The organism is Brevibacillus parabrevis (assembly GCF_022701015.1).
Taxonomy (GTDB): domain Bacteria; phylum Bacillota; class Bacilli; order Brevibacillales; family Brevibacillaceae; genus Brevibacillus; species Brevibacillus parabrevis.
Genome location: NZ_CP064090.1, coordinates 1,622,027 through 1,644,616, shown reverse-complemented (window position 1 = coordinate 1,644,616; position 22,590 = coordinate 1,622,027). Strand labels below are relative to the sequence as shown.

20 protein-coding genes and 1 pseudogene are annotated in these 22,590 nt (G+C 51.0%); 4 read left to right on the top strand and 17 right to left on the bottom strand.

Translation table 11 applies throughout. The features are described from left to right. Positions 1-36 precede the first annotated feature (36 nt). From IRJ17_RS07855 to IRJ17_RS07820, 7 genes are all read right to left on the bottom strand, one after another. The gene (locus IRJ17_RS07855) at positions 37-2,901 is read right to left on the bottom strand and encodes an immunoglobulin-like domain-containing protein (protein WP_242774118.1); all 2,865 of its coding nucleotides are present in this window, start codon (positions 2,899-2,901) and stop codon (positions 37-39) included. Between the two features lie 552 nt (positions 2,902-3,453). Beyond that, the gene (locus tag IRJ17_RS07850) at positions 3,454-4,545 is read right to left on the bottom strand and encodes a GerAB/ArcD/ProY family transporter (RefSeq protein ID WP_122963721.1); all 1,092 of its coding nucleotides are present in this window, start codon (positions 4,543-4,545) and stop codon (positions 3,454-3,456) included. Positions 4,546-4,588: 43 nt separating this feature from the next. Beyond that, a complete protein-coding gene (locus IRJ17_RS07845) occupies positions 4,589-4,822 on the bottom strand; it encodes a hypothetical protein (RefSeq protein WP_122963720.1) in 234 nt (77 codons plus the stop codon). A gap of 69 nt (positions 4,823-4,891) precedes the next feature. After that, entirely contained in the window at positions 4,892-6,097 is a 1,206-nt protein-coding gene (locus IRJ17_RS07840) for a Ger(x)C family spore germination protein (protein WP_173597682.1), read from the bottom strand. Between the two features lie 24 nt (positions 6,098-6,121). After that, entirely contained in the window at positions 6,122-7,657 is a 1,536-nt protein-coding gene (locus tag IRJ17_RS07835) for a spore germination protein (RefSeq protein ID WP_173599409.1), read from the bottom strand. A 150-nt stretch (positions 7,658-7,807) separates the two neighbouring features. Beyond that, on the bottom strand, positions 7,808-10,372 hold the full coding sequence (locus IRJ17_RS28115) for a winged helix-turn-helix domain-containing protein (RefSeq protein ID WP_274874431.1): 2,565 nt from the start codon (positions 10,370-10,372) through the stop codon (positions 7,808-7,810). Between the two features lie 196 nt (positions 10,373-10,568). Further along, the gene (locus IRJ17_RS07820; RefSeq protein WP_122963716.1) at positions 10,569-10,748 is read right to left on the bottom strand and encodes a hypothetical protein; all 180 of its coding nucleotides are present in this window, start codon (positions 10,746-10,748) and stop codon (positions 10,569-10,571) included. A 267-nt stretch (positions 10,749-11,015) separates the two neighbouring features. On the opposite strand from IRJ17_RS07820, the gene IRJ17_RS07815 reads away from it, so the two are divergent. Both IRJ17_RS07815 and IRJ17_RS07810 read left to right on the top strand, forming a co-directional pair. Beyond that, the gene (locus IRJ17_RS07815) at positions 11,016-11,651 is read left to right on the top strand and encodes an RDD family protein (protein WP_242774113.1); all 636 of its coding nucleotides are present in this window, start codon (positions 11,016-11,018) and stop codon (positions 11,649-11,651) included. A 135-nt stretch (positions 11,652-11,786) separates the two neighbouring features. Further along, positions 11,787-12,221, top strand: a complete 435-nt coding sequence (locus IRJ17_RS07810) for a hypothetical protein (protein ID WP_242774111.1) — start codon at positions 11,787-11,789, stop codon at positions 12,219-12,221. 109 nt (positions 12,222-12,330) lie between these two features. Here IRJ17_RS07810 and IRJ17_RS07805 read toward each other — a convergent pair whose 3' ends face one another. The 4 genes from IRJ17_RS07805 to IRJ17_RS07790 all read right to left on the bottom strand — a co-directional run bounded on the left by IRJ17_RS07805 (position 12,331) and on the right by IRJ17_RS07790 (position 15,662). Further along, on the bottom strand, positions 12,331-13,164 hold the full coding sequence (locus IRJ17_RS07805; RefSeq protein WP_242774109.1) for an alpha/beta fold hydrolase: 834 nt from the start codon (positions 13,162-13,164) through the stop codon (positions 12,331-12,333). 88 nt (positions 13,165-13,252) lie between these two features. Next, positions 13,253-13,984: an ABC transporter permease gene (locus tag IRJ17_RS07800; RefSeq protein WP_242774107.1), complete on the bottom strand. Its 732-nt coding sequence runs from the start codon at positions 13,982-13,984 to the stop codon at positions 13,253-13,255. Between the two features lie 11 nt (positions 13,985-13,995). After that, positions 13,996-14,754 carry an ABC transporter permease gene (locus tag IRJ17_RS07795; protein WP_242774105.1) on the bottom strand — a complete coding sequence of 253 codons (759 nt, stop codon included), beginning with the start codon at positions 14,752-14,754 and terminating at the stop codon, positions 13,996-13,998. Continuing rightward, entirely contained in the window at positions 14,751-15,662 is a 912-nt protein-coding gene (locus tag IRJ17_RS07790; RefSeq protein WP_242774103.1) for an ABC transporter ATP-binding protein, read from the bottom strand. Before IRJ17_RS07790 ends, IRJ17_RS07795 begins: the two co-directional genes overlap by 4 nt. Before the next feature lie 153 nt (positions 15,663-15,815). Here IRJ17_RS07790 and IRJ17_RS07785 point away from each other — a divergent pair, with 153 nt between their 5' ends. Both IRJ17_RS07785 and IRJ17_RS07780 read left to right on the top strand, forming a co-directional pair. Beyond that, entirely contained in the window at positions 15,816-16,526 is a 711-nt protein-coding gene (locus tag IRJ17_RS07785; RefSeq protein WP_242774100.1) for a response regulator transcription factor, read from the top strand. Positions 16,527-16,528: 2 nt separating this feature from the next. Continuing rightward, the gene (locus tag IRJ17_RS07780) at positions 16,529-17,932 is read left to right on the top strand and encodes a sensor histidine kinase (protein WP_242774097.1); all 1,404 of its coding nucleotides are present in this window, start codon (positions 16,529-16,531) and stop codon (positions 17,930-17,932) included. Positions 17,933-18,111: 179 nt separating this feature from the next. Here the strand turns inward: IRJ17_RS07780 and IRJ17_RS07775 are convergent, their stop codons facing one another. The 6 genes and pseudogenes from IRJ17_RS07775 to IRJ17_RS07750 all read right to left on the bottom strand — a co-directional run bounded on the left by IRJ17_RS07775 (position 18,112) and on the right by IRJ17_RS07750 (position 22,590). After that, a complete protein-coding gene (locus IRJ17_RS07775) occupies positions 18,112-18,705 on the bottom strand; it encodes a YdeI/OmpD-associated family protein (RefSeq protein ID WP_173599415.1) in 594 nt (197 codons plus the stop codon). 288 nt (positions 18,706-18,993) lie between these two features. Continuing rightward, complete coding sequence (locus tag IRJ17_RS07770) at positions 18,994-19,413, bottom strand: SRPBCC family protein (protein WP_242774094.1); 420 nt, start codon at positions 19,411-19,413, stop codon at positions 18,994-18,996. Further along, complete coding sequence (locus IRJ17_RS07765) at positions 19,410-19,751, bottom strand: ArsR/SmtB family transcription factor (protein WP_173599417.1); 342 nt, start codon at positions 19,749-19,751, stop codon at positions 19,410-19,412. Before IRJ17_RS07765 ends, IRJ17_RS07770 begins: the two co-directional genes overlap by 4 nt. Before the next feature lie 18 nt (positions 19,752-19,769). Then, positions 19,770-20,280, bottom strand: a pseudogene (locus IRJ17_RS07760) (DoxX family protein). 1,305 nt (positions 20,281-21,585) lie between these two features. Beyond that, entirely contained in the window at positions 21,586-22,140 is a 555-nt protein-coding gene (locus IRJ17_RS07755) for a response regulator (protein ID WP_373926263.1), read from the bottom strand. 69 nt (positions 22,141-22,209) lie between these two features. Further along, positions 22,210-22,590 (bottom strand): hypothetical protein, encoded by a 381-nt coding sequence (locus tag IRJ17_RS07750; RefSeq protein WP_242774091.1) that lies wholly within the window; start codon positions 22,588-22,590, stop codon positions 22,210-22,212.

Here is a 22,590-nt window from a genome sequence, read left to right as displayed (position 1 = left end):
CACCTTTTGTACGTCTTGTCATCAATAGCTGTCTGTTTACGGATTATGCCGCCCAATGTTCTGGTAATAACCGGCAGGATAGATGTCCCATTCCCCTTCGAGGCTGAAGCTTTGCGAGCCTGTATAGATTCCCGACTTGCGAACAATCGTGCCCGTTTGCGCCAGGATCGGGGAGCGGTTATTCGGATCGGGATTCCCCAAAACATCCACGATTTGACCATCTTTTTTCAGCACGAAAGCCGTGACATATCCTTGGTAACTCATATGAACTTCTTCGTTGTAATAAGTAGCTGGAGTGATATCAAAGAAGTCATAGAAAATCGGGTCGATAATAATATAGGTCATTTTCGGAAACAGCGGCATGATTGGCTTTGTCTCCACTGCTTTTGTCTGCGTACTGGTCATGTACCTGTGAATTTCCAGCTCGTACCCTGTGACCTTTTGACCGTTGTTGTCTCCCTGGAAAAAGAGCTGTAGCGCATTGCGGCCATCTGTTCCGTATACATAATCCGAGAAGAACAGTTGCGGCTGTCCTTGCTGCTGAATATCTACCTTGATTAGCGCAACCTGGTCGCTTTGATTGGCAACCCACAGCCCGCTTCCAGGCACGCTTGCAGGGATCAGCTGGAGCTTGGTGCCCATCACGGTGCCGCCTGTGCCATTATTGAGGATTTGCAGGGAGTTGGCCGGAGCGCCCGGAAAATATGTGTTCAAGTCCAGTTGCACGATCATGACCCCTGATTTGGTCCTGATCGTGACCTGCCCGCCTGCGACGAACTCATAGGCGTGAGCTGTAAAAGTAACGTCTTGTGTGCCGCCCTTGCCGTCATTGGCCGTGACCGTAATCGTGACCACTCCTTTGCCGACCGGAGCAAGACTGAGCATGTTGCCGCTAATGGTCGGCTGCACGATATTTTGCGCCGTTGCCGTTGCCTGGTACTGCAAGGCGTCGTTATCCGGGTCAGCAAAAATAGTAGACAGATCGATCTGCGGGTAAGGCTGGCTTCCTGGCAGCAGCGTCTGATTGCTGATCGTGCCTACTGCCGTCGGCGGCTGGTTGTTACTTTGCGCCGCTTGCTTGAGCACGGTAAGTACAAACGGTTTGGTGTTCGAGCGGCTTCCGTTCGTGATGGTCGCCGTCAATGTGACGGTAGCGTCTTGCTCGATAGCTTGCGGGCGCGTAACCGTGCCGTCCTGCGCAATCACAGCCGGGTTATCCGAACTCCATGAGATCAGCGAGCCATTTGCCCCTGTCGTCGCCAAGACTACATTTTGCGTAACATGATCCGCGTCATCCCCGCTGGCATAACCGATGGTCAGCGCCTGGCGATCAGCTTCAAGCGGGTCTTCTGTCACGGTTACGGAGACAACGGTAGCAGCTGTTCCCCCTCTTCCGTCATCCGCCACGATGGAAAAGCTGTCCGTTCCTGTAAAAGCATTTTGTGGCGTATACGTCCATGCTCCGCTCGGCAGAACGACCACAGCCCCGTGTGCAGGAGTTGTGGAGCCGAGCAAATACGTGATGGTGTCGCCATCCAGATCGGTCGCAGCAACAGTTCCGCTTGCTAACGTATTTTTGAACGTTTGCGCCGTATAGCTGCTGTTGATGACAGGCGGGTTATTCGCAGCGGGAACGTTCGTAACCGTCTGGGTTGACGTGTAAGTTGCCGGCACCCCGCTTCTCGTTCCTGTGCTGGCGATAGGTGTCACTTCAAACGTCACATGCTTCCCTACATCATCCTGCTGCAACACATACGTTTTTTTGTTCGCGCCGGAAATTTGCACCTTATCGGAACCGTCCGACAGCGAACCGCGGTACCATTTGAACAAGGACAAGCGCTCCGGGTTGTTTTCCGCATCGGTGTACACATAGCTGCCCGTCAATGTCTCGCCTGCTTGGAACGTACCGGAAATCGTTACTTGGCTGGCAACAGGCGCCTGGTTTGCAGGCGGTGTAGGTGGAGTCGGCGGTGTTGGCATAGCAGGTTCATTCGCGTACGCCACTGTCGGTATGTTGACTTCGCTTTTCACATTTACCGAACTGTCGGCCAGCACGAGCTTGTCTATCGTGCCCGATCCTTCCACACTGGCGCTTGCATTCGCTTCAATTACTTCGATTTTGCTCTCTTTGGTGGTTTCGATCCGCGTTCCTTCAGCGTCTTTGTCTACAACCACCTTTGACACAACAGAGTCGACTACCACCCAGGAAGGAGATGTAATTTGCAGCGTACTGTTAGTAGCTGCTTTGCCTTCGATCACGACAGGGAACTGTGTGGACTGGGCAGATACCTCTACCTCTGGCAGCTCAACCTCATCTTCGAGAACAAGCCGTGCGCCATTCTCATCGGTGATCACCAGTCGGTCGGCTGAGACATTATTTACATGCAAACTGTTGGAAGCAACGTCCTTCACCTTGATCTCCCCTGAGACGTGAACGTTGTCCAAAGTGACAGAACCGCCGTTGTCGATGACGAGATCGCCGTCCAGCTTCGTGTTTCTCAGTAAAACAGTAGTCTCCTTGCCTTTTATCTCGATTGTTCCACTCGTTTTATATACTCCCGATTCCGGGCCAAATTCTCCATCTTTGGAAATCGCCGCCGGAACTTGCTGCTTGCTGACGACATCGATTTGATAAGTCTCCGTCTTCCCAGCGATCGTTGCCGTAATTTCCGCAGTTCCCGCCTTCTTCGCCCACACTTTTCCTAGCGAAGTAACAGAAGCAACTCGCGGATTTTCACTTGCCCAGGTAACTTTATCATAAGCGACAATCGCACCTTCGCTGTCTTTCGCTACTGCCAGCAATTTCGCTTCCCGATCATTGCTGTCGCGCAACTGCAATTCAGAATTTCCCCAAGTGTTCAAAATCTCGATCGATTCTACCTCGGAATCTTTCGGCGCCAAAACAATAGAACGCTCTGTCGGTTCTGAATCTTCATAGCCGATGCGGATCGTTATTTCTTGCTCTGTGTCGGTTGATTGAAAAGGTTTAAAGGGAATAAAAAAGGTTCGCGTAGATTCTTCCCATTTTGCTGGGAGGGGGGATAAGGAGTGTGTCTCAGAATCTTGCGTGTAAGAGAGGGTAAACTGTCTGGTCTTAGGATTTCTTTCCGGGACCGAATAAAATGGAACGGTGATAAGGCCATTGGTCACTTTTATTTCGGAGAAGTTAACATTTTCCGCTGTAGAAGAAGTGGTTGTTTCGCTTTCAAAAGCGAATGAGGGTGAAACGGGACAAGAAAAGGAATAAACAAGCAGGCATAACAGGATCATTCGCATGACCCAATGATTCAGTCTCATCGTGGTTCCCCATTTCATGTTCGGCGTATTTGTCTAGCTGATCATGGTTTCCTTCGAATAAAGAGCAAAGCGCTGTCTTCCACCCCTCCTTTTCTCAAAAAATAGTATAAACGATGAACTAGGTCTTTGGCATCATTTTTCCTTTCATTTTTCCTTTCATTTCCCCAACCTTTTCCGCAGTCCGCCCACCACGAGCAGCAGCACAGGCAAAAACAAGCCGTACGTCAATGAGTACGGCATCCAAATCTCCGAAACAAAGTTGTCAAAATACGGCCGATTGGGCATCGTGGCAAGCGCGACGATGACCATGATCATCGCCAGAGGCAGCGTCAGTCTGCGATAGTCGGTCAATCGCAGCGTCTGGGCAATCCCGCAAGCCGTGGCATAATAGCAAACCGTTATTTTGATAAACAGCGTGATGAACCAAATGACAGCCATCAAAACCTCGATGCGTTCAAAAAAGTTGCCGACGCTAATTTTTTGCGCCAGCGTGTAGCTTGGATAGGCAAGCAGTACGGTAATGTTGGGACCGAGCACCAGCACCGCGACGGTTGTAATGATCGTCAGGAAAAAATTAGCAATCAAAATGCCCATAATATACGCCTTCGCTGCGTGCCGCGGCTGTTTCACAAGCGGAAACAGAAAGATCAGGACGACCGATTCCAGCAAATAGCCCATATAGCGGAAGTTGCCGCCAAAAACGGGCGCCATCCCATGGGCAAGGACAGGCTTGAGGTTATCGACCTTGATTTGCGGGGCGATGAACGCAATCAGCGTGAAAAACAGCAGCAGAAAATACGGAAACAACAGCTCGGAGACACGCGCAAGCGGCTCCATCCCGCAGCGGGTTCCCATGACAATAATCGCCGCAAACAGAACGAGAATGATTTCGATCGGCGTCTCCTGCATGATCTGTGTGGTGACAAAATCGCCGATTTCCATCAGCATCAGTGACGCATCGATAAAAAAATAGGAAAGGAACAAAAAAGCGACCGCTTTTCCTGCCCACTTGCCCAAGATGTCTTCGCTGTATTGAAGTATCGTCCGATTCGGATGCCGCAAGCTCAATGCCGCATACAAACTGGTCAAAAGAAAGCCCTCTCCCCAACCGATCAAAGCCGAAATCCACGCGTCCTGCCGGGCGGATGTGGCGGTGAGCGAGGGAACGTACAAGACTGCATCGCCAATGACGAACAGGGTTACCAAAATAAAAAACTGCCTCGCACTGATCAGACTGTTGCCAAGCACCCTTGTTTCCCTCCCTTCTCTTGCGCACCGCTTATGTTCACCGTTACTCCACCATGCTTAAAATCAAGTCGCTGAACGGCCGATAGACGAATGTAATCCAGTCCAGCGGGTTCGGAATGTTTGCCTCCACCGCTTCGGCGATGCAAAGCCCTGTCCCGAGCAGCAGCAAGCAGCCAAAAACAAAAAGCTCCTTTTTCAAGCCGTTCCTTTTCAGAAAAGGAGCTTCGATCGCTACGATCACCAGACTAATCAGCAAAATCAACAGGATCATCCACATCGGAACAAGTCGCACCTACTTCTTGCCAGGAATATCCTTACCTTTTCCACAACAGGAAATAGTTATGCTCTAATCCTTTTTGATAAAGGGGATAAAAGAATTGCCGACTTTGCCCGTTCGCCGAAGCTTCACATCTACGTTGATTTTCACCTTCAGGTCGGCAAAAGCCTCGTTCCAGTTGCGCTTGACCTTTTCCCAGCCCTTTGGATCGTTCTGGTAAATGACTTGCCCAAATCCGAACGCATCGGAGTGAAATTGCTTCTGCGCTTTTGTAATCACATTCTGGATTTTTTCCTTGATTCGCTTTTCTACCTCTCGCTCCAATTTGTAGATCGTTTGCGACTTTGCAAGGTCAATCGCGCACGCTACTTCTCCTACATTTCCTTCCGCTTCGATTTTCACCTCGACTTGCGGTTTGCCGTTTACGACACGGCCATCAAGCGTCGATTTGCTGTGAATGATTTCAATGATGAGCTTGCTGTTTTTGTCGCACGGTATGGCTTCAACTGTGCTGTCCAGCCTGTCTGTAATATAGCTGAAGCCGATGCTTTCCTTTTCATTAAACCATCCTTGCAGCTTGTCTTCTTTGAAAACGCCGATATCCTCATACTTGAGCAGGGTAGAGACGCTTTCCTGCTGCGGGTTGTTTCCGTTGCTTCCTGTCTGAACCTTGCCTTTTACAGTAACCCCTACCAACACTGGCTCCGACCCTTCGCTCAGCAGCTGTGTAATAAATTCGTCCAGTTGGATCGAGATCACGGAGCCCCATGCTTTTTCGCCTGTTTCCAGGCTTTTGTACAGCTTGGTGGCAGGGATTTTCTCCAGCGGATCAAGCATGCTCAAAATGTGCAGGGCGGAAGTATCTTTCGCCAAAATGACGTAAAAATCCGGGCGAACTTCGTGATCGCGAAACAACAGGTCGAGCACCTCTTTTGTCCCTTCTCTCGCTACCTGCTCCCCCAACACCAATACTTGAATATGCGAAAAGTACAGCCGGCGCGGAGTCATGGTCGTCAAGCGGCGTATCCCCTCAAAAATATCCGCAGATCGCATGCTGTACGTGGCTACTGCCGACTGAGTGCCTCCTGCCCCGTCCTTGGAGGCGGCAACTCCACCCGGATTGACGATTTGCGTAGACAACAAATATTCTCCGTCCACCTTGTCGATGCCCACCGCCATGACAATCGCCAAGTCGTTCAATTCCCTGCGGTTCCAGCACCCTGTAGTCAACAGCAGCAGAACAGCGGCCAGAACGAACACCGCCTTTCGTTTCATGCTATTCCCACCTCGGCAATCAATTTAATGAACAGACTCTCTCGGAGGATTGGGCTTGTTGTCATGCTCTCTGATACTGTTTTTCGGCCGTAAAAAGTAGGGACGCGTGTGCATCATCCAGATCGGCAGGCGCAACAGCGTATCTCTCTGGTCGGCCAAATTCAACGGAGCGAGCGGCGACATGTACGGAACTCCGAACGAGCGCAAGGTGCACAAATGCAGGCAAAGCGCGATCAAACCGACAAATACGCCAATCAGGCCAAAGCTGGCAGCAAGTGCAATCAAGCCGAAACGCAGCATGCGAATCGGAATGGACATGGAAAACGACGGAAACACAAAGCTCGTAATCGCCGTGATGGAGACGACGATGACGGTCGCAGGAGATACGAGTCCGGCCTGTACCGCCGCTTCGCCCAAAACGAGTGCCCCGACGATTGAGATGGCAGAACCTACGGCACGCGGCATGCGCACTCCGGCCTCGCGCAGCAGTTCAAAAGTCAGCTCCATCAGCATCGCCTCGACAGCAGCCGGAAACGGAACACCCTCCCGCTGGGCCGCAATACTCATCAGCAAGTTCGTCTGGAGCATTTCCTGGTGAAACGTCGTAATCGCTACGTAGATGGAAGGACCGAGCAGCGCGATAAAAAAGGAAAGCAGCCGCAACATGCGAAGCAGGCCAAAATCCGAACGCTGATAGTAATCCTCCGGCGACTGAAAAAACTGGACGAAAATCGCCGGAACCAGCAGTACAATCGGCGTTCCGTCTACCAGGATCGCGACCCGCCCCTCCAGCAGCCCCGCTGCTACCGAGTCCGGCCGTTCGGTATTGTAAATCGTCGGAAACGGCGTAAAGGCCGCGTCCTGGATCAGCTCTTCTATGTTTCCGCTCTCCAAAATGCCATCGATATCGATCCTGTTTAACCGCCGCTGCACTTCCGCAATGACGTTTTCGTCCGCAACCCCCTTTATGTACATCACGCTCACTTTGGTCTGGGTCATTTTCCCGATCTGTTTCGTTTCCAGCCACAGATGACGGTTGTTGATCCTTCTTCGCACCAGCGCGGTGTTCGTCCGCAAACTTTCCGAGAAAGCCTCCCGGGAACCACGCACTACGGTCTGTACAGAAGTCTCCTGGACACCGCGATCCTCCCACTGCTTCGTATTGACGATAAAGCCCTGCGTACACCCCTCCACGAGCAGAACCGTATCTCCGGTCAATACAGCATTGAAAAGCTCGTCCAAATCATCCAGCAGCTCCACTCCACCCATCGTCAGCATGAAATCCTTGATCAACGACAGCGGCTCGTCTGCCAAAGCGTCATCGGACGGAATTTCCCTTTTGTGCGCATGAACCATGAGCGACTCCATGAAGTTGCTGATCAGGCTTTTATCGACTAATCCTTCTGTGTACAGAATGCCTACCTCGATTTGCCCAATCGCTTCCATCCGTACAGTTCTGGTCACGAGGTCGGTGCTGTTCCCCAGCTCCCTTTTCACCACTTCCATGTTCTCTTCCAGCGAGCTGCTGAACGGCACTTGTTGCTTGGCGTTATGACTCATTCTCCAATCACTCTTTTTCCAAATCAGGATAGCTTTACTATCCCTCAGCGAACATGGCTCTATGCCCATGAAAAAAAGCCCCCTGCACGTACAGGCGACTTCTTCGTTCTCTGGCATGTATATCATCGGGCGAACCTTTTGCTGCCCCGGTTACAGCTCGCTCTCTCGCAGCTTGACCACTGCCTGTGTGCGATTGCGAACTTGCAGCTTGGCGTAAATCTGGTGAACATACACCTTGACTGTCCCGATCGTCAGGTGCAGCCTGCCCGCAATCTCAGCGTTGGACAACCCTTCTCCGATCAGAGACAGCACTTCTGCCTCCCGCTCGGTCAATTTGTCCAGTTCAGGCGACACGCGAATTTGAATGTCCAGCGCCGGAAACTCTTTTTCCATCGTCTTGAGCAGACTTGCCATATAGTCAAGTTCTTGCCTGGAGCACGCCTTGCTTTTGTAGAGGGCGTACAGCATTTTGGCGACCTCTGGCCCCTCGTCCAAAAAGATGCGCACGTAGCCTTCCGGTGCCGCCAACATCACCGCTGTGCGAATACATTCGGCTGCCTCGTGATGCCGCTTTTGGCTGTGATAAGCTTGGCTGAGCAAAATCAGCGTCTCGATCCGGCTCCCCAGCCGATCCTTCACCTCTGTCTCATGCTTCAGCCGGGTCAGCAGTTCACACGCTTCATTTTCCCTTTTGGCAGACAAGTACACACGAGCCAAAGTCAACCGTTCAAACTCGTGCCGGGAATGAATCAAGTCTTTGCTCATTTTTTCAAATTGGCTCGCCCATTGCTCTGCTTCTTCCCGCTGATTTTCGTCCAGCAACAGCCGCACACGAAACGCGTCCAGGAAAGCAATCCAATGAGGCGGGGCTTTTCGCTGGCGACACAGCTCCGCTATTTCCGCAAGCGGCAGCCACATCTCCGCCCCGCGCTTCTCCGCCTTTCGCCAACGGGTCAAAACCAGATAAGCCGGGACCAGTACGCCAAAATTCATCGTATTGCTTCCCAACTGCAATGCTCTTTGCACAAAGTACGTCAATTGCTCGAACTCGTTTTTCTCATAATACAGCTCTGCCATTACAATCGAGCCGTATGCGAGAATCCCCAGGCCGCTGTGCTTCCAAATCGTTCTGATGGCAGGGTAAAACTCGCTTACCTTGGACAAATAGCCGCTTAACGCCACGCGACTGCGAAGCACAAAAGCCTCGTCTCCATTCAGCTCAATCCCGACGATAAAATAGCGGCTGAATTTTGGCTTCATTTTGACCGATTCTTCCAAGTACGAAAGGGAGAGGGCAATATTGCGCAGGATCAACTGCACGTATCCGCGAAGCACCCAGATTTCTACCCGACATTCCTCAAGCCCCTCATTTTTGCCGTGCAGACCATCCTCAGCGAGATGCAACAACGCTTCTGCCTGCTCAAGCTCGTCCGATAATGCGTGCATCCAGGCAAAAGCAATGCACAGCTCGGGATGACTCTTGAGCCACACTGTATCAAAACGCCTCATCCAACGGCGCAATGTCACATTTTCGTGCTGCTTCAACATCCAGGGAGCGTGCTCGACGATCAGCCTGGTTGCACGCGACCAATCACTGCCCTTGAGCGCGTGGTCGATTGCTTCTGTCATCCATCCGTGGCCCTCAAACCATCGACTGGCAGCCACATGAAGCGTTGGCAGCTGTTCACTGTATGTTTTACGCAAATGCGTGTGCAAAAGATCCGCAAATAAATGATGGTAGCGGTACCACTCGTTGACTCCATCCAGCGGTACGACAAAAGAGTTCGTACGTGCAAGCATCTCCAAAATGGCGTGGGCATCCGGCTCACTCGCTACGGCTGCGCACAGTTCCCCGGACAGGCGCGGCAATATGGAAGTTTTCAGCAAAAATTGCTGTACCGATTCCGGCAATCGCTTCAATACTTCTTCGGTCAAGTAGTCTTCCACGTATTTGTCATTGCCGGAAAAGCTGTGCATGGTAACCGTGGAGCCACCCTTCCCCTGCATGGACAAAGCAGCCAACTGCAACCCGGCAATCCAGCCCTCTGTCCGTTTGCTGAGTACGTGAATGTCCTCGTATGACAAATCTAGCCCGAGCAGTTCGTTAAAAAGCTGACGACATTCCTCTTCATTGAACCGGAGATGCTCCGCGCCCAATTGTCCCAGCTGTTTGCGTACGCGCAAGCGATGGAGAGACAGCGGCGGCTCCTCACGGCTGATGAGAATGACGTGTAAAAAAGGCGAGGCGTGCTGGAGCAATGTTTGCAAACCTTCGTGAATCGAGCGCTCCTTGATCAGATGATAGTCATCCAGCACCAAATAATAGTCGGTAGGCATTGCAGCGATTTCTTCAAGCAGCATGGAGAGCAGATTGTCTGCTGACGCCGCATAGGTCAAATCGAGCATCGCAGAAGCTTCACGACCAGCTTCCCGTTGTGCCATGCTCAATGCTTTTGCGAAGTAGCGCCAAAAACGGGCCGGATCGTTATCCGCCTCATCCAGCGACAGCCATCCCGCCGGCTTGCCGATACTCGTAATCCACTGACTAACGGCTGTTGTTTTCCCGAACCCGGCCGGAGCGCAAATAAGGATCACTCTGGCTGTCCTGACTTCATCGATTTCTTCCACCAATTGATGCCGATGCAACAGGTCCGAACCATATGTAGGAACATGTAATTTCGTTGCGATAAGTGAACTGTACTTTCCTTGATCCATGTGCATCTCCCTGCCTAAAAAGAAAATGACCCCACAAAAGAGCAGCCTTTTTGTCTCGATCCAATATGTGCACAAAGTTATTATGTGGAATCCTTCCGAACAATGCAAGTAAACTGCCTTATAAGAAAAGAACGTTATGTGGACGCAAAAAAGCCCTCCAGCTAGAGGGCCCGTGGACGGCTTGCTTTTTACTTGATTAAATCGTATCTCCCGTAAACCAAAAATACCCTCCGGTCGCGATCGCCAAGACTACTATGATAGCGAAATACCATTTCGTGAATCGAAGGTTTACCCAGGTGCCTTCCCACCACATCGTGAGGTAGGCGACAACCCCCAGCACTAAAACAGCGACAAAAGCAGTCATAGGCGTACTCATCATAATCACCCTGTATATGGTTTTTCTTACATCAGCTCGCTTCCTAATATAATCGTCGCAACTATCGTGTGTCACCTATCTTTAGGTAGGTTTCTTGCAGAAAAGCAAAATTTGACAGAGTGAATTTTGAAGTGTTTAAATGTTATATGTTTACATTTTTGTTGGAGGTGCACAAGTTTGGAGAATCATTCATTGCCGCAAGCAGATTCATCGGTAGCTCCCCCAATTCCACCACCAGACAGACCGATTCTGGAAGGACCGCAATTAATGGGGTCCATTACGCAGACTTACGGAGCGTCGATTTTTTTCCTGCGTTGGGGAGCGCATGTGATAGATTACATTTTGCTCATTTTTTTCGTCTTAGGGGTGGTCGCGCTGGCTGGGCGTTCGTCTGACGATCCGTCCATTATCGGGTTGCTTGTTTTCGTACTCGGAATTTTATCTTACTACGTTCTTCTGGAAGGTTTTACTGGCTATACCATCGGGAAATTCGCCCTGCGAATCAAAGTGGTGAATCAGGAAGGTCAACCGCCAGGGCTGTGGAAATCGGTCATTCGTTCCTTGATCCGCATCGTCGAAACCAACCCGATGCTCATCGGCGGATTGCCTGCCGGGATCAGCGTACTGGTGTCGAAAAAGAAGCAACGGTTCGGCGATATGGCAGCGAACACTTTTGTCGTGAAAGTAAAAGATTTGAAAAACGAGAGCAAGCAGCTGACCACCAGCTTTGCCATCGGCTTCTCCTTGTTGGCCCTCGTTATCATTGCTTGCGGTATTTATGGCGTTTCCTTTTATGCCAAGCAAGACTCGTTAACAGGTTCGTTTGAGAACAAAGCTTTTTTTAACAAGGCTCTTTTCGCAAATTTTGTTGCTATTGCTGTTGTGGAAACGTGTGTTCTATAATGAAAATCAGGAAGTCTATAGGATTTCCATTTACCGTGAATGCACGCTTCGCTTGGTACTATAAATATCAAGCAACTCACGGCTTTTCTAAAAGCAACAATTTCTTAGAAAAGAGCGTTTAACAAGGACAAAACCATGCAAATCATTGCTCCGACTTCCTGGAGCGAGAATGCTAGTCTTCACCCAGACGCATCCATTGCCCTTTCCAACAACTTCGCGGACAAGCATCTGCTTATTCTCGCGGACTCTAAAGAAGAATTGGACGGTTCATTTGATTATCCCCAATACGTCGATTTCGTGGAATCAAACTTGTTCAGTGAATTGACAGATGCAAGCGTGAGCAAGCATGTTCAGCTCACGATTGACGGACGTCTTTCCACTCAATTCACGATGCAGGGGAAGGTCGATGGTCAAAGTATTTCCTATCTTGTAACCGTCACAGAGTCTCCGACGCACTTTTATCAGATTATGTGCCTGACGCAAACGAGAAAATTTGACAGACTGCATGACGAGTTCAAGCAAATAACCGCCAGCTTTCACGAAATGCCGGCACCTGCTACTCGCAAGTAATCGCCGGAAAAAGTGCTCGGCTTCGCCAGGCGTGCCTGCAAAGTCGCGCCTCCTTTTTCCAAGCCAAAGCTCATAAAAAATGGCTGCCCACAAGGACAGCCACTTTCTTTTATCTTGCTGTTTTTTCTGCATGGAGAAATTGGGTGAGCAGCTCATTAAACCGCTCGGCATGCTCCCAAAACATCATGTGCCCGCCCAATACTTCCACTGCGGACTCGGGGGCATGCTTCTCCATGAACCGCTTTGCAGTCTCGGCCCAATGCTCAGCCACAATCGTCAGCGTCGGCACCGACTCGCTCGCAACCTTTGCCTCTACCCGGTAGTCAGAGAACATCCCGGACGCGAACAAGTTCGCCGCGATATAAGGAGGCGTTTTGAGCGATTGCTCGATGATCCAGGAAAGCTCATTTTCCGCAAGCTCTCTTTGCACCATGACCCCTGTCGCGTAGCCCGAGATAAACTCCCGCTGCTTCTCGGCATCCCGCGTGTAGTAGTTGTAGGCGGCGGCGATTTCATCGAGCGGCCCTTCCACCCAATCTTGCTCGTGGTTGGTGGAGAGCGGCTTCGGCGACAAGTCGACGAACACAAAAGATTTCACGTTTCGCGTGCTGTGCTGCCGAACGTATTCCCACATCGTCAAGCAGCCAAATGACCAGCCGACCAGCGTCACATCCACAAGCCCCAGCGCCTCGATGACTTTTGCCAAGTCAGTACCGTGCGTGGCATAGTCGTTGCCGTGCATCGTCACGGACGATCTGCCATGGCTTCTCGGATCAATCGCGATCACCCTGTTAGTCTTTTGAAAATGCTCGATCTGCTTGTGAAACACTTCGGTTGTAAACGTCCAGCCCGGGATCAGGACGATCGGATCACCTTGTCCCACGTCCTGCACAAAAATCTCGACCCCTGGCTCCACCTTCACGTATTTTCCACCTTGCAACATGGTCGCAGCCGCCTCCCATCGTGAGTGAATACTCAGACTTTTTATCCGTTATTCTCTTCACTTACGGAAAAACCCTTCTTTTCAAAGATCAGGCGAGCACATCCGACTTGCGTAATCGCCGGAAGACAACTGTACTGATTCCCACTCCGAACAATGCATTCATCAGCAGAAAAACCACGTTGCTGCCAAAATCAAGTCCCTCCTGGCTCAATACCCCCATCCCCACTGTTAACAGCGAATGCGGGAAAAACAATCCGAGCTTCAGCACATACATTCCCAGCCCGAAAAAAACGGCACACAGACCGATGCCGACTGGCGTTGCAAAGCTTTTGATCCGCATCGAGAGCGCCAATTGAAAAACCGCGATCGTCATCGCCGCGATCCATCCGCGCAACAACCAGCCGGGCAATTCTGCGGGAAGCGACGCGGAAAGCCCTGCCAAAAGCCCGCCGCATACATACAGCAAGCAAAAGAACGCTTGGACTAGCAACAGAAGAGTTGCCACGACTCCCAGTTTGGCTGCAAACAGGGCCGCAAGCGATACAGGTGCGGTCAACACCAGATGCCAGTTTTTGTTTTGATGCTCCAGCCGGCATTGATACGAGCAGCCGATCGCAATGAGGATAGGAAAGAAAAACTCTCCGTAGAACAAGCCAACCTGCGACCACAAGCTGTACCATTCCTTTTGCAGCGTCCCTTGGTTCATGACGTAATTGGCCCAGCCGATGATGACGCTGACCAAAGGCAGGAGCATGAACACCACCCAAATATGGGAGCGGCGCATTTTCAGCCACTCCGCCTGAAAGCATTGTTTGATCATCACTTCTCCCCCTACCCTTCCAGTCTGGATGCATGACGTCTTCCCATGAGAAAAAGCAGCGCGGCAACCGCCAGCAAAACAGCCGCGGCAGACGAGATCTGGCCAGCCTCCCGGACGACGAATTGCATCTTTTCGCTCGCATACTGCTGCGTAACGGGACTAAGCCCCGTATAGTACGCCCAGACGAATACGCGTCTTGCCGCTTCCGGAAACAAATCGCCTACCATTCCGAGAAAACCGCCGAGCATCCCCAGGCAAAGCGCAAACGCCTGATTTTTCACCACCGTAGAAATCCACTGCTGCAAAGCAAGGACGACCAGCGTCGTGACCAGCGTGCCGAAGAGAAACCGTGCCAACAGCACAAGCGGAACAGACGTCAAGTACCCCGATTGGACGCCAAACACCGCAATCGCCAGCAGCTGGCACAGGCAAACGCCCAGCATGATCAATCCGGCGCAAGCGTACTTCGCCGCATACAGCTTCCCTGGCTGCACGGCCATAGAGCGAAGCAGCCTCCACGTATTCCCTTTATGCTCCATGTCGCAAATCCGGGAAACGACAATAGCCGAAAGCAATGGCAAAAACAGCCCGTTCATCGTGGACAGCATGGCGACGATCACTTCCCAGCCCGCGCTGTCACGATTGCGCTCAAAAGACATGCTGACGGCGATCAACGCCCAGACAAGCTCCACCGTCAGGAACAAAAGCGCCATCGGCAGCACGTATTTGCGACGCAGCTTGTAAAACTCAAGCGACAGCGCCTTCCTCACAGACTTTCGCCTCCTCCTGTAAGCTTCAGGAACATGTCTTCCAGGCTTCTTTTCTGTTCCTCGATGCGAAGCACATCAATATGTTCAGCCAGCAGAATCCTGTTTGCCTGCGCTACCTGTCCATCCGCAAGCTTTTCAAAAACAAGCGCGCCCTCCTCCACGCCGGGGAAAAAGCCTGCCCGCATCAACACGTCCCTCGCCGCCCTGTTATCTGTCGTTTTGATGATAATACGCGGCTGGTTTTTTTTGTGCAGCTCGCTCAGCTTGCCCTGGAACAGCATGTGACCATGATTGATAATGCCCACGGAAGTCGCGATCTGGTCGATTTCGGATAAAAGGTGGCTGGAAAGCAAAATCGTCATTCCATATTGTTGCGGAAGCGCTTTGATCAGCTCCCGGATTTCCCCGATTCCCGCAGGGTCCAAACCATTCGTTGGCTCATCCAAAATCAACAGCTTGGGAAACGACAGCAATGCCATCGCAATTCCTAGCCGCTGTTTCATCCCCAGTGAATACTTTTCAACCTGCTTCTCCTTCTGTTTTTCCAGACGCACGATTTTCAGCGCTTCCTCGATGTTTTTCGCCGGAACATCGCGCAGCTTCTGCACGACACGCATGTTTTCCAGTCCGGTCAAGTGCCCGTAGTACGAGGGCGATTCAATCAGTGAACCGATTTGACTGAGAACGAAGCGGCGGTTTGCCTGAAGCTCCTTCCCGAACACCTGTACCTGGCCGCTCGTCGGTCGTACCAGCCCCAACAGCATCTTTAATGTAGTCGATTTCCCTGCTCCGTTCGGTCCAAGAAATCCGTAAATCTCCCCTTCGCGTACAGACAAATTCACTTCCTTCACGCGCAAGGCATCACCGTATCGCTTCGATAGTTTGGTAGTAGATAGGATCGTCTCCATCTGTCCCTCCTGCAATGGCTTTATTTGGCATATATGCAGTATGACAGGAGATTCTTTCAGCAATCTGACGTTCACCTTACGCCAGCCTTAAATTTGCTGCAAAAGCCGATTATCCCGCGCCAAAGCCGCTATAGTAGAGAGAGGTGATGACAGATGGACGAACTGAAACAGAAAAAGCTGCTTATCGTCGACGATGAGCCTGAAATCCGAAAAATGGTCGAGCATTTTTTGCGCAAAGAAGGATTCATGCGCATTTACCATGCGGGCGATTGCAGAGAAGCGCTGGAGCTTTGTCGTTCCATCCAGCCTGACCTCGCCATTCTTGATGTCATGCTGCCGGATGGCGACGGCTTTTCCTTGCTGCAAGCGATCCGGCATATTTCGAACTTGCCCGTGCTATTTTTGTCTGCCAAAGGACAGGATGAAGACCGAATCCTCGGCCTCGGACTGGGCGCGGATGATTACATCGTGAAACCGTTTTTGCCACGGGAGCTTGTCTTGCGGCTGACGGCTATTTTGCGCAGAGTGTACATTCCCCACACGCCGGAAAAACGCCCTGTTTTTCAACTGGACGACCGTCTCATTGACTTGGAGGCTGGCACCATTCGCCATGGCGGAACAAATATCCCGCTGACCGCAAAAGAAATCGCTCTGCTCGGCAAGTTTTATGAGAACCACAATCGCATCGTCACGAGCGACGCGCTCTGTCAGGCCGCATGGGGCGACGACTATTACGGCTATGAAAATACGCTGATGGTGCACATTCGGCGCATTCGGGAAAAAATCGAAGCGAATCCTTCCCAGCCCGCTCATTTGCTGACCGTGCGCGGACTCGGCTACAAGCTGATCGTAAAGGAGGAGTAACGATGGAAGGCACGTCGCGCATTATCAAGCGTTTTGTTCACGCCACCATCCTGATTTCGCTGCTGCTCCTGGCTCTCAATGCTGTCGTGCTCTTGATCTGGATCGGCAGCGGGATCAGCGATGGCGCCTCTCCTTCCGCTGTTGTGCATTTCGTCAGCGACGACTTGCATGGCAATCGAGACGCCTATGCCATCGCTCCCCGCTCGCAACAACTATTGGAGCAAAACAGGGCGTGGGCCATGCTGATCGACTCCAAAGGCTACGTGGCATGGAAGTTCCAGCTGCCTGCCGAACTGGAACGGCCGTACTCTCTCGCAGATGTAGCCAAGTTTTCACGCAGCTTCCTGGACGATTATCCGGTCTTCACCTGGGAACATCCAGCTGGCCTTGTCGTCGTCGGTTACCCGAAAGGCTCCTACGCCAAATACCAGCATATTCTTCCGGTTGGCTGGGTGGAGAATTTGCCCGGGAAGGCGTTCTTTTTGTTGGCAGGCAACATCGTGCTGGCTCTGTTGCTCTCGCTGTTCATCGGTTCCAGACTCATCGCTTCCATCCGCCCGCTGACAAGCGGCATTCAAGCGTTGGGAGCAGACAAGCCTGTCCAGATTGAGCCAAAAGGCGTGCTTGCGAATCTGGCGGTAAGCATCAATCATGTGTCCGCCCTGCTGCAACAAAAAAACGCCGCTCTGAAAGCAAGAGACGCGGCCCGCTCCAACTGGATTTCCGGCGTTTCCCACGACATCCGTACGCCGCTTTCCATGCTCCTCGGCTACGCGAGCGACATCGCTGACAGCCCGGAACTGCCGGCAGAACAGAGGCGCTTGGCCGCGATCATGCGCCAACAAGCCGAGCGCATCCGTTCTTTGGTGAGTGATTTGAACCTCGTCTCCATGCTCGAATACGAGATGCAGCCGCTGGGCAAAAAACCGCTGCGGTTGTCGGCAGTCGCCAGACAAGCGGCCTCGGAGCTGTTGAACAACGGACTGGATGAGCGATATCAGCTGGAAGTAGAGCTTGGAGATGAATCCCCGCAAATCGATGGGGATGAGCGCCTTTTGTTGCGTGCCCTTGCCAATCTTTTGCAAAACAGCATCGACCATAATCCGGCGGGGTGCCAACTGCGCATCCAAACCTTTTTTGATCCCGGCAACCAAGCTTGTCACGTAGTCGTCTCGGACAACGGAAACGGAATTTCCCCAGACGAACTGCCCGACTTGCTGGAACTGCCTTACGCAAGCAAACGCAAACGCCCGCGCCAGAACGGACACGGCTTCGGCCTTCCCATGGCCGAGCGAATTGCCAAGGCTCACGGAGGAAAGCTGTCGTTATCGAGCGAGGTCGGCAAAGGCTTCTGCGCGAGTATGGAGCTGCCTGTCCTCTCGCAAAAAGAAAAGAGCAAGCCGTAATGGCCTGCTCTTTCTCCGGTTAGATTTCTTACTATTGCGAATAAAAGGTTCGTGACTGCGGTGCAAAAAACAACTGTACGTCACAGCACGGCGTCCCATTTTTTCACTAATTTTTTGCATTCACCGGATTTCAGTTGGTTCGCTCCGTTTGACGCTTATCGCTGAATAGCTGCGCTAGGCTAATCATTCAATCCTTTTCCGTTTAGAATTTGCTCCATGTATTTTTCCACTCTCGCCACTCGTGTCTTGGATTGTTTCGGTTCAGAAAAATAATAAAGGTATGCTCTCTGCCGTCCCGGTGTCAACGCTTCGAAGGCAGCTTTCAGGTCAGGATTTTCAGCCAATTTCGTTTGAAATTCTTCAGGAGCGGTATATTCTTCTGTCTTCTTGAAATCCACTTCCAAACCGGCTTTTTCCACTTCAATAGCCTGATGAATATAGGCTTTCAAGACGTCTTCCATCTCCACGATTTCTTGCACGTTGGTAAAGCGAATTTGCCGCGCCGCCTGTACATTTTCCGTCTGCTGGATGAGGATTCCGTGCGGATCTTGCAACAACGCACCTTTGTGGAACAGGAGCGCACAGTATTCTTTGAAACCATGGATTAAAACGACGTTCTTTTTCTCCAGCGTGTAACAAGGATGCATCCATTTAAAATCTTCGGTCAGCCCACAGTCGAGAACGATTCTGCGCAACTCCACAAATTCTTCCTGCCACTTTTTCGCTTTGCTTAAAAATTCGTCGACCTTCGGATGCGCACTACTATTTGTCATCAAAGAGCACTCCTCTTCCATCTTTTGATCAACTGACAGTCAAAAGAATGTTCATTCAGTCGTAATAACCTCTTGCTCTTAATTTTGCCCATTCTATCATAATTAAGACTGTGACTATGCGAACAACCGCGACAATTCACTTGCACGCAATTAAAAAACCTCCCATTCGAGCACTCTATCCCGTTTGCTGCAACTGGAAGGCTTTTCATTTGTGTGTATGGAAATGATCATCCATTCATCTAGCATTGCGGACGGAGGTAATCAGCGGTACATCCGGCTATCCGGTTATTATGCCAACGCCTTTTCCAGCTCGCTGCACCACTTGCTCCAGCCGTACTTCGCTCCACCCAGTGCCTGCTCATTGGAGATTCCGGATTGTTCGAGATGCAGGTTAACTTTTCCGTCTCCTAAATCCTGTAGCGTCCAGACAACTGTGTGCTTCTCTCCCCCGCTGCCCCACGTGTAGGACAAGCGGTTTGGTTCGTCTACGATAAGCACTTCGCCCTCAACGACTCCATCCCAATATTCGGTCGGCTTAGTGCGAAACTGAAAACGATGTCCCACCACAGGTTTAAAATCATTTTCCATCGGCTCGCCAGTCTGGATGTTGCACACCCATTTGGCCAGCTTGCTTGAATCAGTCAAAGCGGACCACAGCTTCTCAAGCGTTGTCTTGTACTGAAAATCCAAAGATAATGTCAAACTCATTCTGCTTCCTCCTCTAATAGTTGGTTCAAGCGCAACAAATTCGCACTCCAAAACTTGCTGTAGAAAGCCACCCAATCTTGAATTTCCCTCAGTGGAGCCGCGTTGAGCCTAAATCGCGTTTCCCTGCCGACTTTGCGGTCGAGCACCAGTCCGGCCTCTTTCAGAATTGTCAAATGCTTGGATACCGCCGTCCGGCCCATTTGAAACTGTGCCGTTAGTTCATGAAGCGGCAGCTCCTCTGCTCCGGCCAATAACTCAATCAGCCGTCGCCTGGTTGGGTCCGCAACAGCATCAAACACATCCCGAGACTGGTTGTTTTCGTTTTCATTCTCGTTCACAACACTCCCTCCAAAATATTAATTTCTGTAGGACATAGGTATTGGTGGCGCGAAAGGACGAATGTTAATTTTGAGCACCTCCCTAAAGTTTGCACCCTGTGAATGCAGCGCCCATGCGGCGAGATTTAGCGCGGAATAAAAGAGCGGGAGGATAGCAAAAAACTCGCAATCACCGTAAGCGTTGGCAAACACATGAGAGAAAGCTGCACCAGTCATTCAAATGTAGATACCAGCGTGAACCATTCTTTCAGCCGAGGTAAACCTGGCACGGCAAGAGCGATGGCTCCGAGCACTTTTCAAATCTCGGGGATGGTTAAGAGGGTTAAGATAGTCAAGACGGTCAAGATGTATAGCGGGCAACCAAACTTCGCCACCAGCTCGACGCTTCTCCCGCTTGCATCAGTTGACCGATGCCACTTGCCATCACCGTTGCTGCGAGTAAGAATGTCGCTGACCAATAAGCAGTTATTTTTCCCCAGGGCTGAATTTCTACACTCGCGATTGTTCTGGCACTGATCAGCTGGTCCATCTGTCTCCCCTCTCATCCATATTTCCAAATGCGGCTTATTCAGGTTGTGAGCTTTGCAAATGGTTTTTTATTATTGGACACCTTTTAGTGTCTGTTTTGATGATAAGACACTAAAAGGTGTCCTGTCAACAGGAGCTTTTTCGCTGCATAAGTCTGAAAGTCAGTGCGTAGGGAGAATTTGTCCCCTGAACACATGCTAAAAAGCCTCGGCGCGTTAATGCCGAAGCTATCTATGTCCGCTAGCTCAAATCCTCTGGAAAATTGTATACTTGCTACCCAATCTATATACTTGAACGGATGTTAGGATGCTGACAAGGAGATAGGTGCATCTTGCGGGATTGTGGGTCTCCCCAACATAGGGAAATCGACAAATACACGCTCTCCCTTCGGCTGTGACTTATGACTCGCTATACGTTTGCTCTTTCGTCATTTGCTTCCCATATAGCAAATGCGCCATAACCTAAAAACTCGCGCACCTCAAGAAGTTAGCGCCTGTAACGCTCAGATCACTCATGAAAATCGCTCCTGTTCGTCTTTGTGTAAACTTCAGCCATTGGCAAACGCCAACTCAACACAGCTTCGGCAAACGCAAAACATCTGAGAAGATGAACAAGCCAACTGAGCCATCCCCGAAAATGAATGTCGCGTCTTAGCGCACGCGGCAATGCCCCCTTTATTTTTCCTTAGTGTGCGCATCTTCATGCAATGCTGTTCTCTCCCTCGTTAACAAATTGTCTGGTTTGTCGAACATAAACAATGTAAATTCAGACATATGAGTTGTACGATAATATTGCCTGTTGTTCATTTTCTTTCTGATCCGTTGATGAAACGCCGTGTGCGATGAAAGTCGCCCGCACGGTGTAGGCTCGCTATAAAACCAAGATAGATAGAGGAATAAATAACTATATTTGACATTATTTTCATGTCCCAAATAGATAGTGGAGACGGAGTGAGCGTTCAGGTCAAGTCCGCTTTTTACCATAGATTCCTGCGGGCTGCCCTTGTTAACACGAGATGAGCTGCATGATTATTCCAAGCACAAATCCGAGTTTCTGTTTTCTGATGCAAAACAACTGGCAGGCAGACTTTTATGCAGCGCCCCTGAACTGAACTTGCCATCAATCGCAAGAAAGAGAGTGCTTTTTAAGTGATTTCCTTACCTCGGAACGGAAATCCATTCGATGAAACCACATGTTATCGCTCGTATGAAAGACAGTGCAAAAAAAGTGGATAATCCGCATTCACTGTTGAATCGGATTATCCACCAATTGCTCCCCAAGCTTGGGTCTATTTTTCTATCTTAATCTACCTGTCCGCGATCGCCTCCACGCCATCCGCCTGTTTCATCGCTGTATGCGGCAGAGCATCCGTATAGCTCAACGCAACAATACTATTCAAGACGTTGTACAAAAAATGCGGCTTGATTTGCGATTGCAAAAACGCAACCTCCAGATCGACCGCCTTGGCGAGCGACTCCTTCATCGCCAGCACGCTGCCGATTCTTGCCTTCAGCTCCGCCAGTTCGAATGGCTTCGGCAGGAAGTCGTTCGCCCCCGCCTCGAACGCCGCTACCTTGTCTTGAGGTTGAATCGCAGCCGTCACCATCAGCACGGGAAGCTCCAGCAGCGTGTACGTTTTGCGAACCTTCTGGCACACTTCGTACCCCGACATGCCCGGCATCATCAGGTCGAGAATGACAAGATCTATCTTATGCCGCTGGCTGATTTGTTCCAGCGCCTCATAACCGTTTTTGACGGCAATGACGTTATAGCCAAAAGGCTCCAGCGGCGCATCGAACAGATAGGGAATGTTTTGCGCTTCGATTCCTGTGCCTGTGTCCTGAACCGAAATTTCAATCATGCCGTCCGTCTGTCGCCGCTGCCGTTACGGCAATACTGCCGCCCTCGGTATGCTTGACCGCGTTGTCGATCAGATTGCCGATGTTTTCAAACCGTAAACCGCTGCCGTATCGCCGACTTTGATCCGCAGACGGTATGTTGCCATGCCCAAAGTATTCATCTGATCCGACCACGAGCCCGGCACTTCGATCCGCCCCGGCAAACGATTGTTTTCATTCGCGGGGGAGGATGTGAAATCTTCATGGAAGAGGAGCTTGTCCGGGTAAAACTCCCATTCTCCGTCCAACGGAACGATGCCTTTGTCTGCAAACCGCCATGCGGTCAAATCCAGCAGCCCGTTCTCCACCCTTGGCGTCGGCTTCCCGTCCGGCGAGAACCAAACGAGAAACATGCCGTATGTTGCGGCCAATATGACCAGCGTGACCAGTGCCGCTGCAATCGTTTTTCTCAT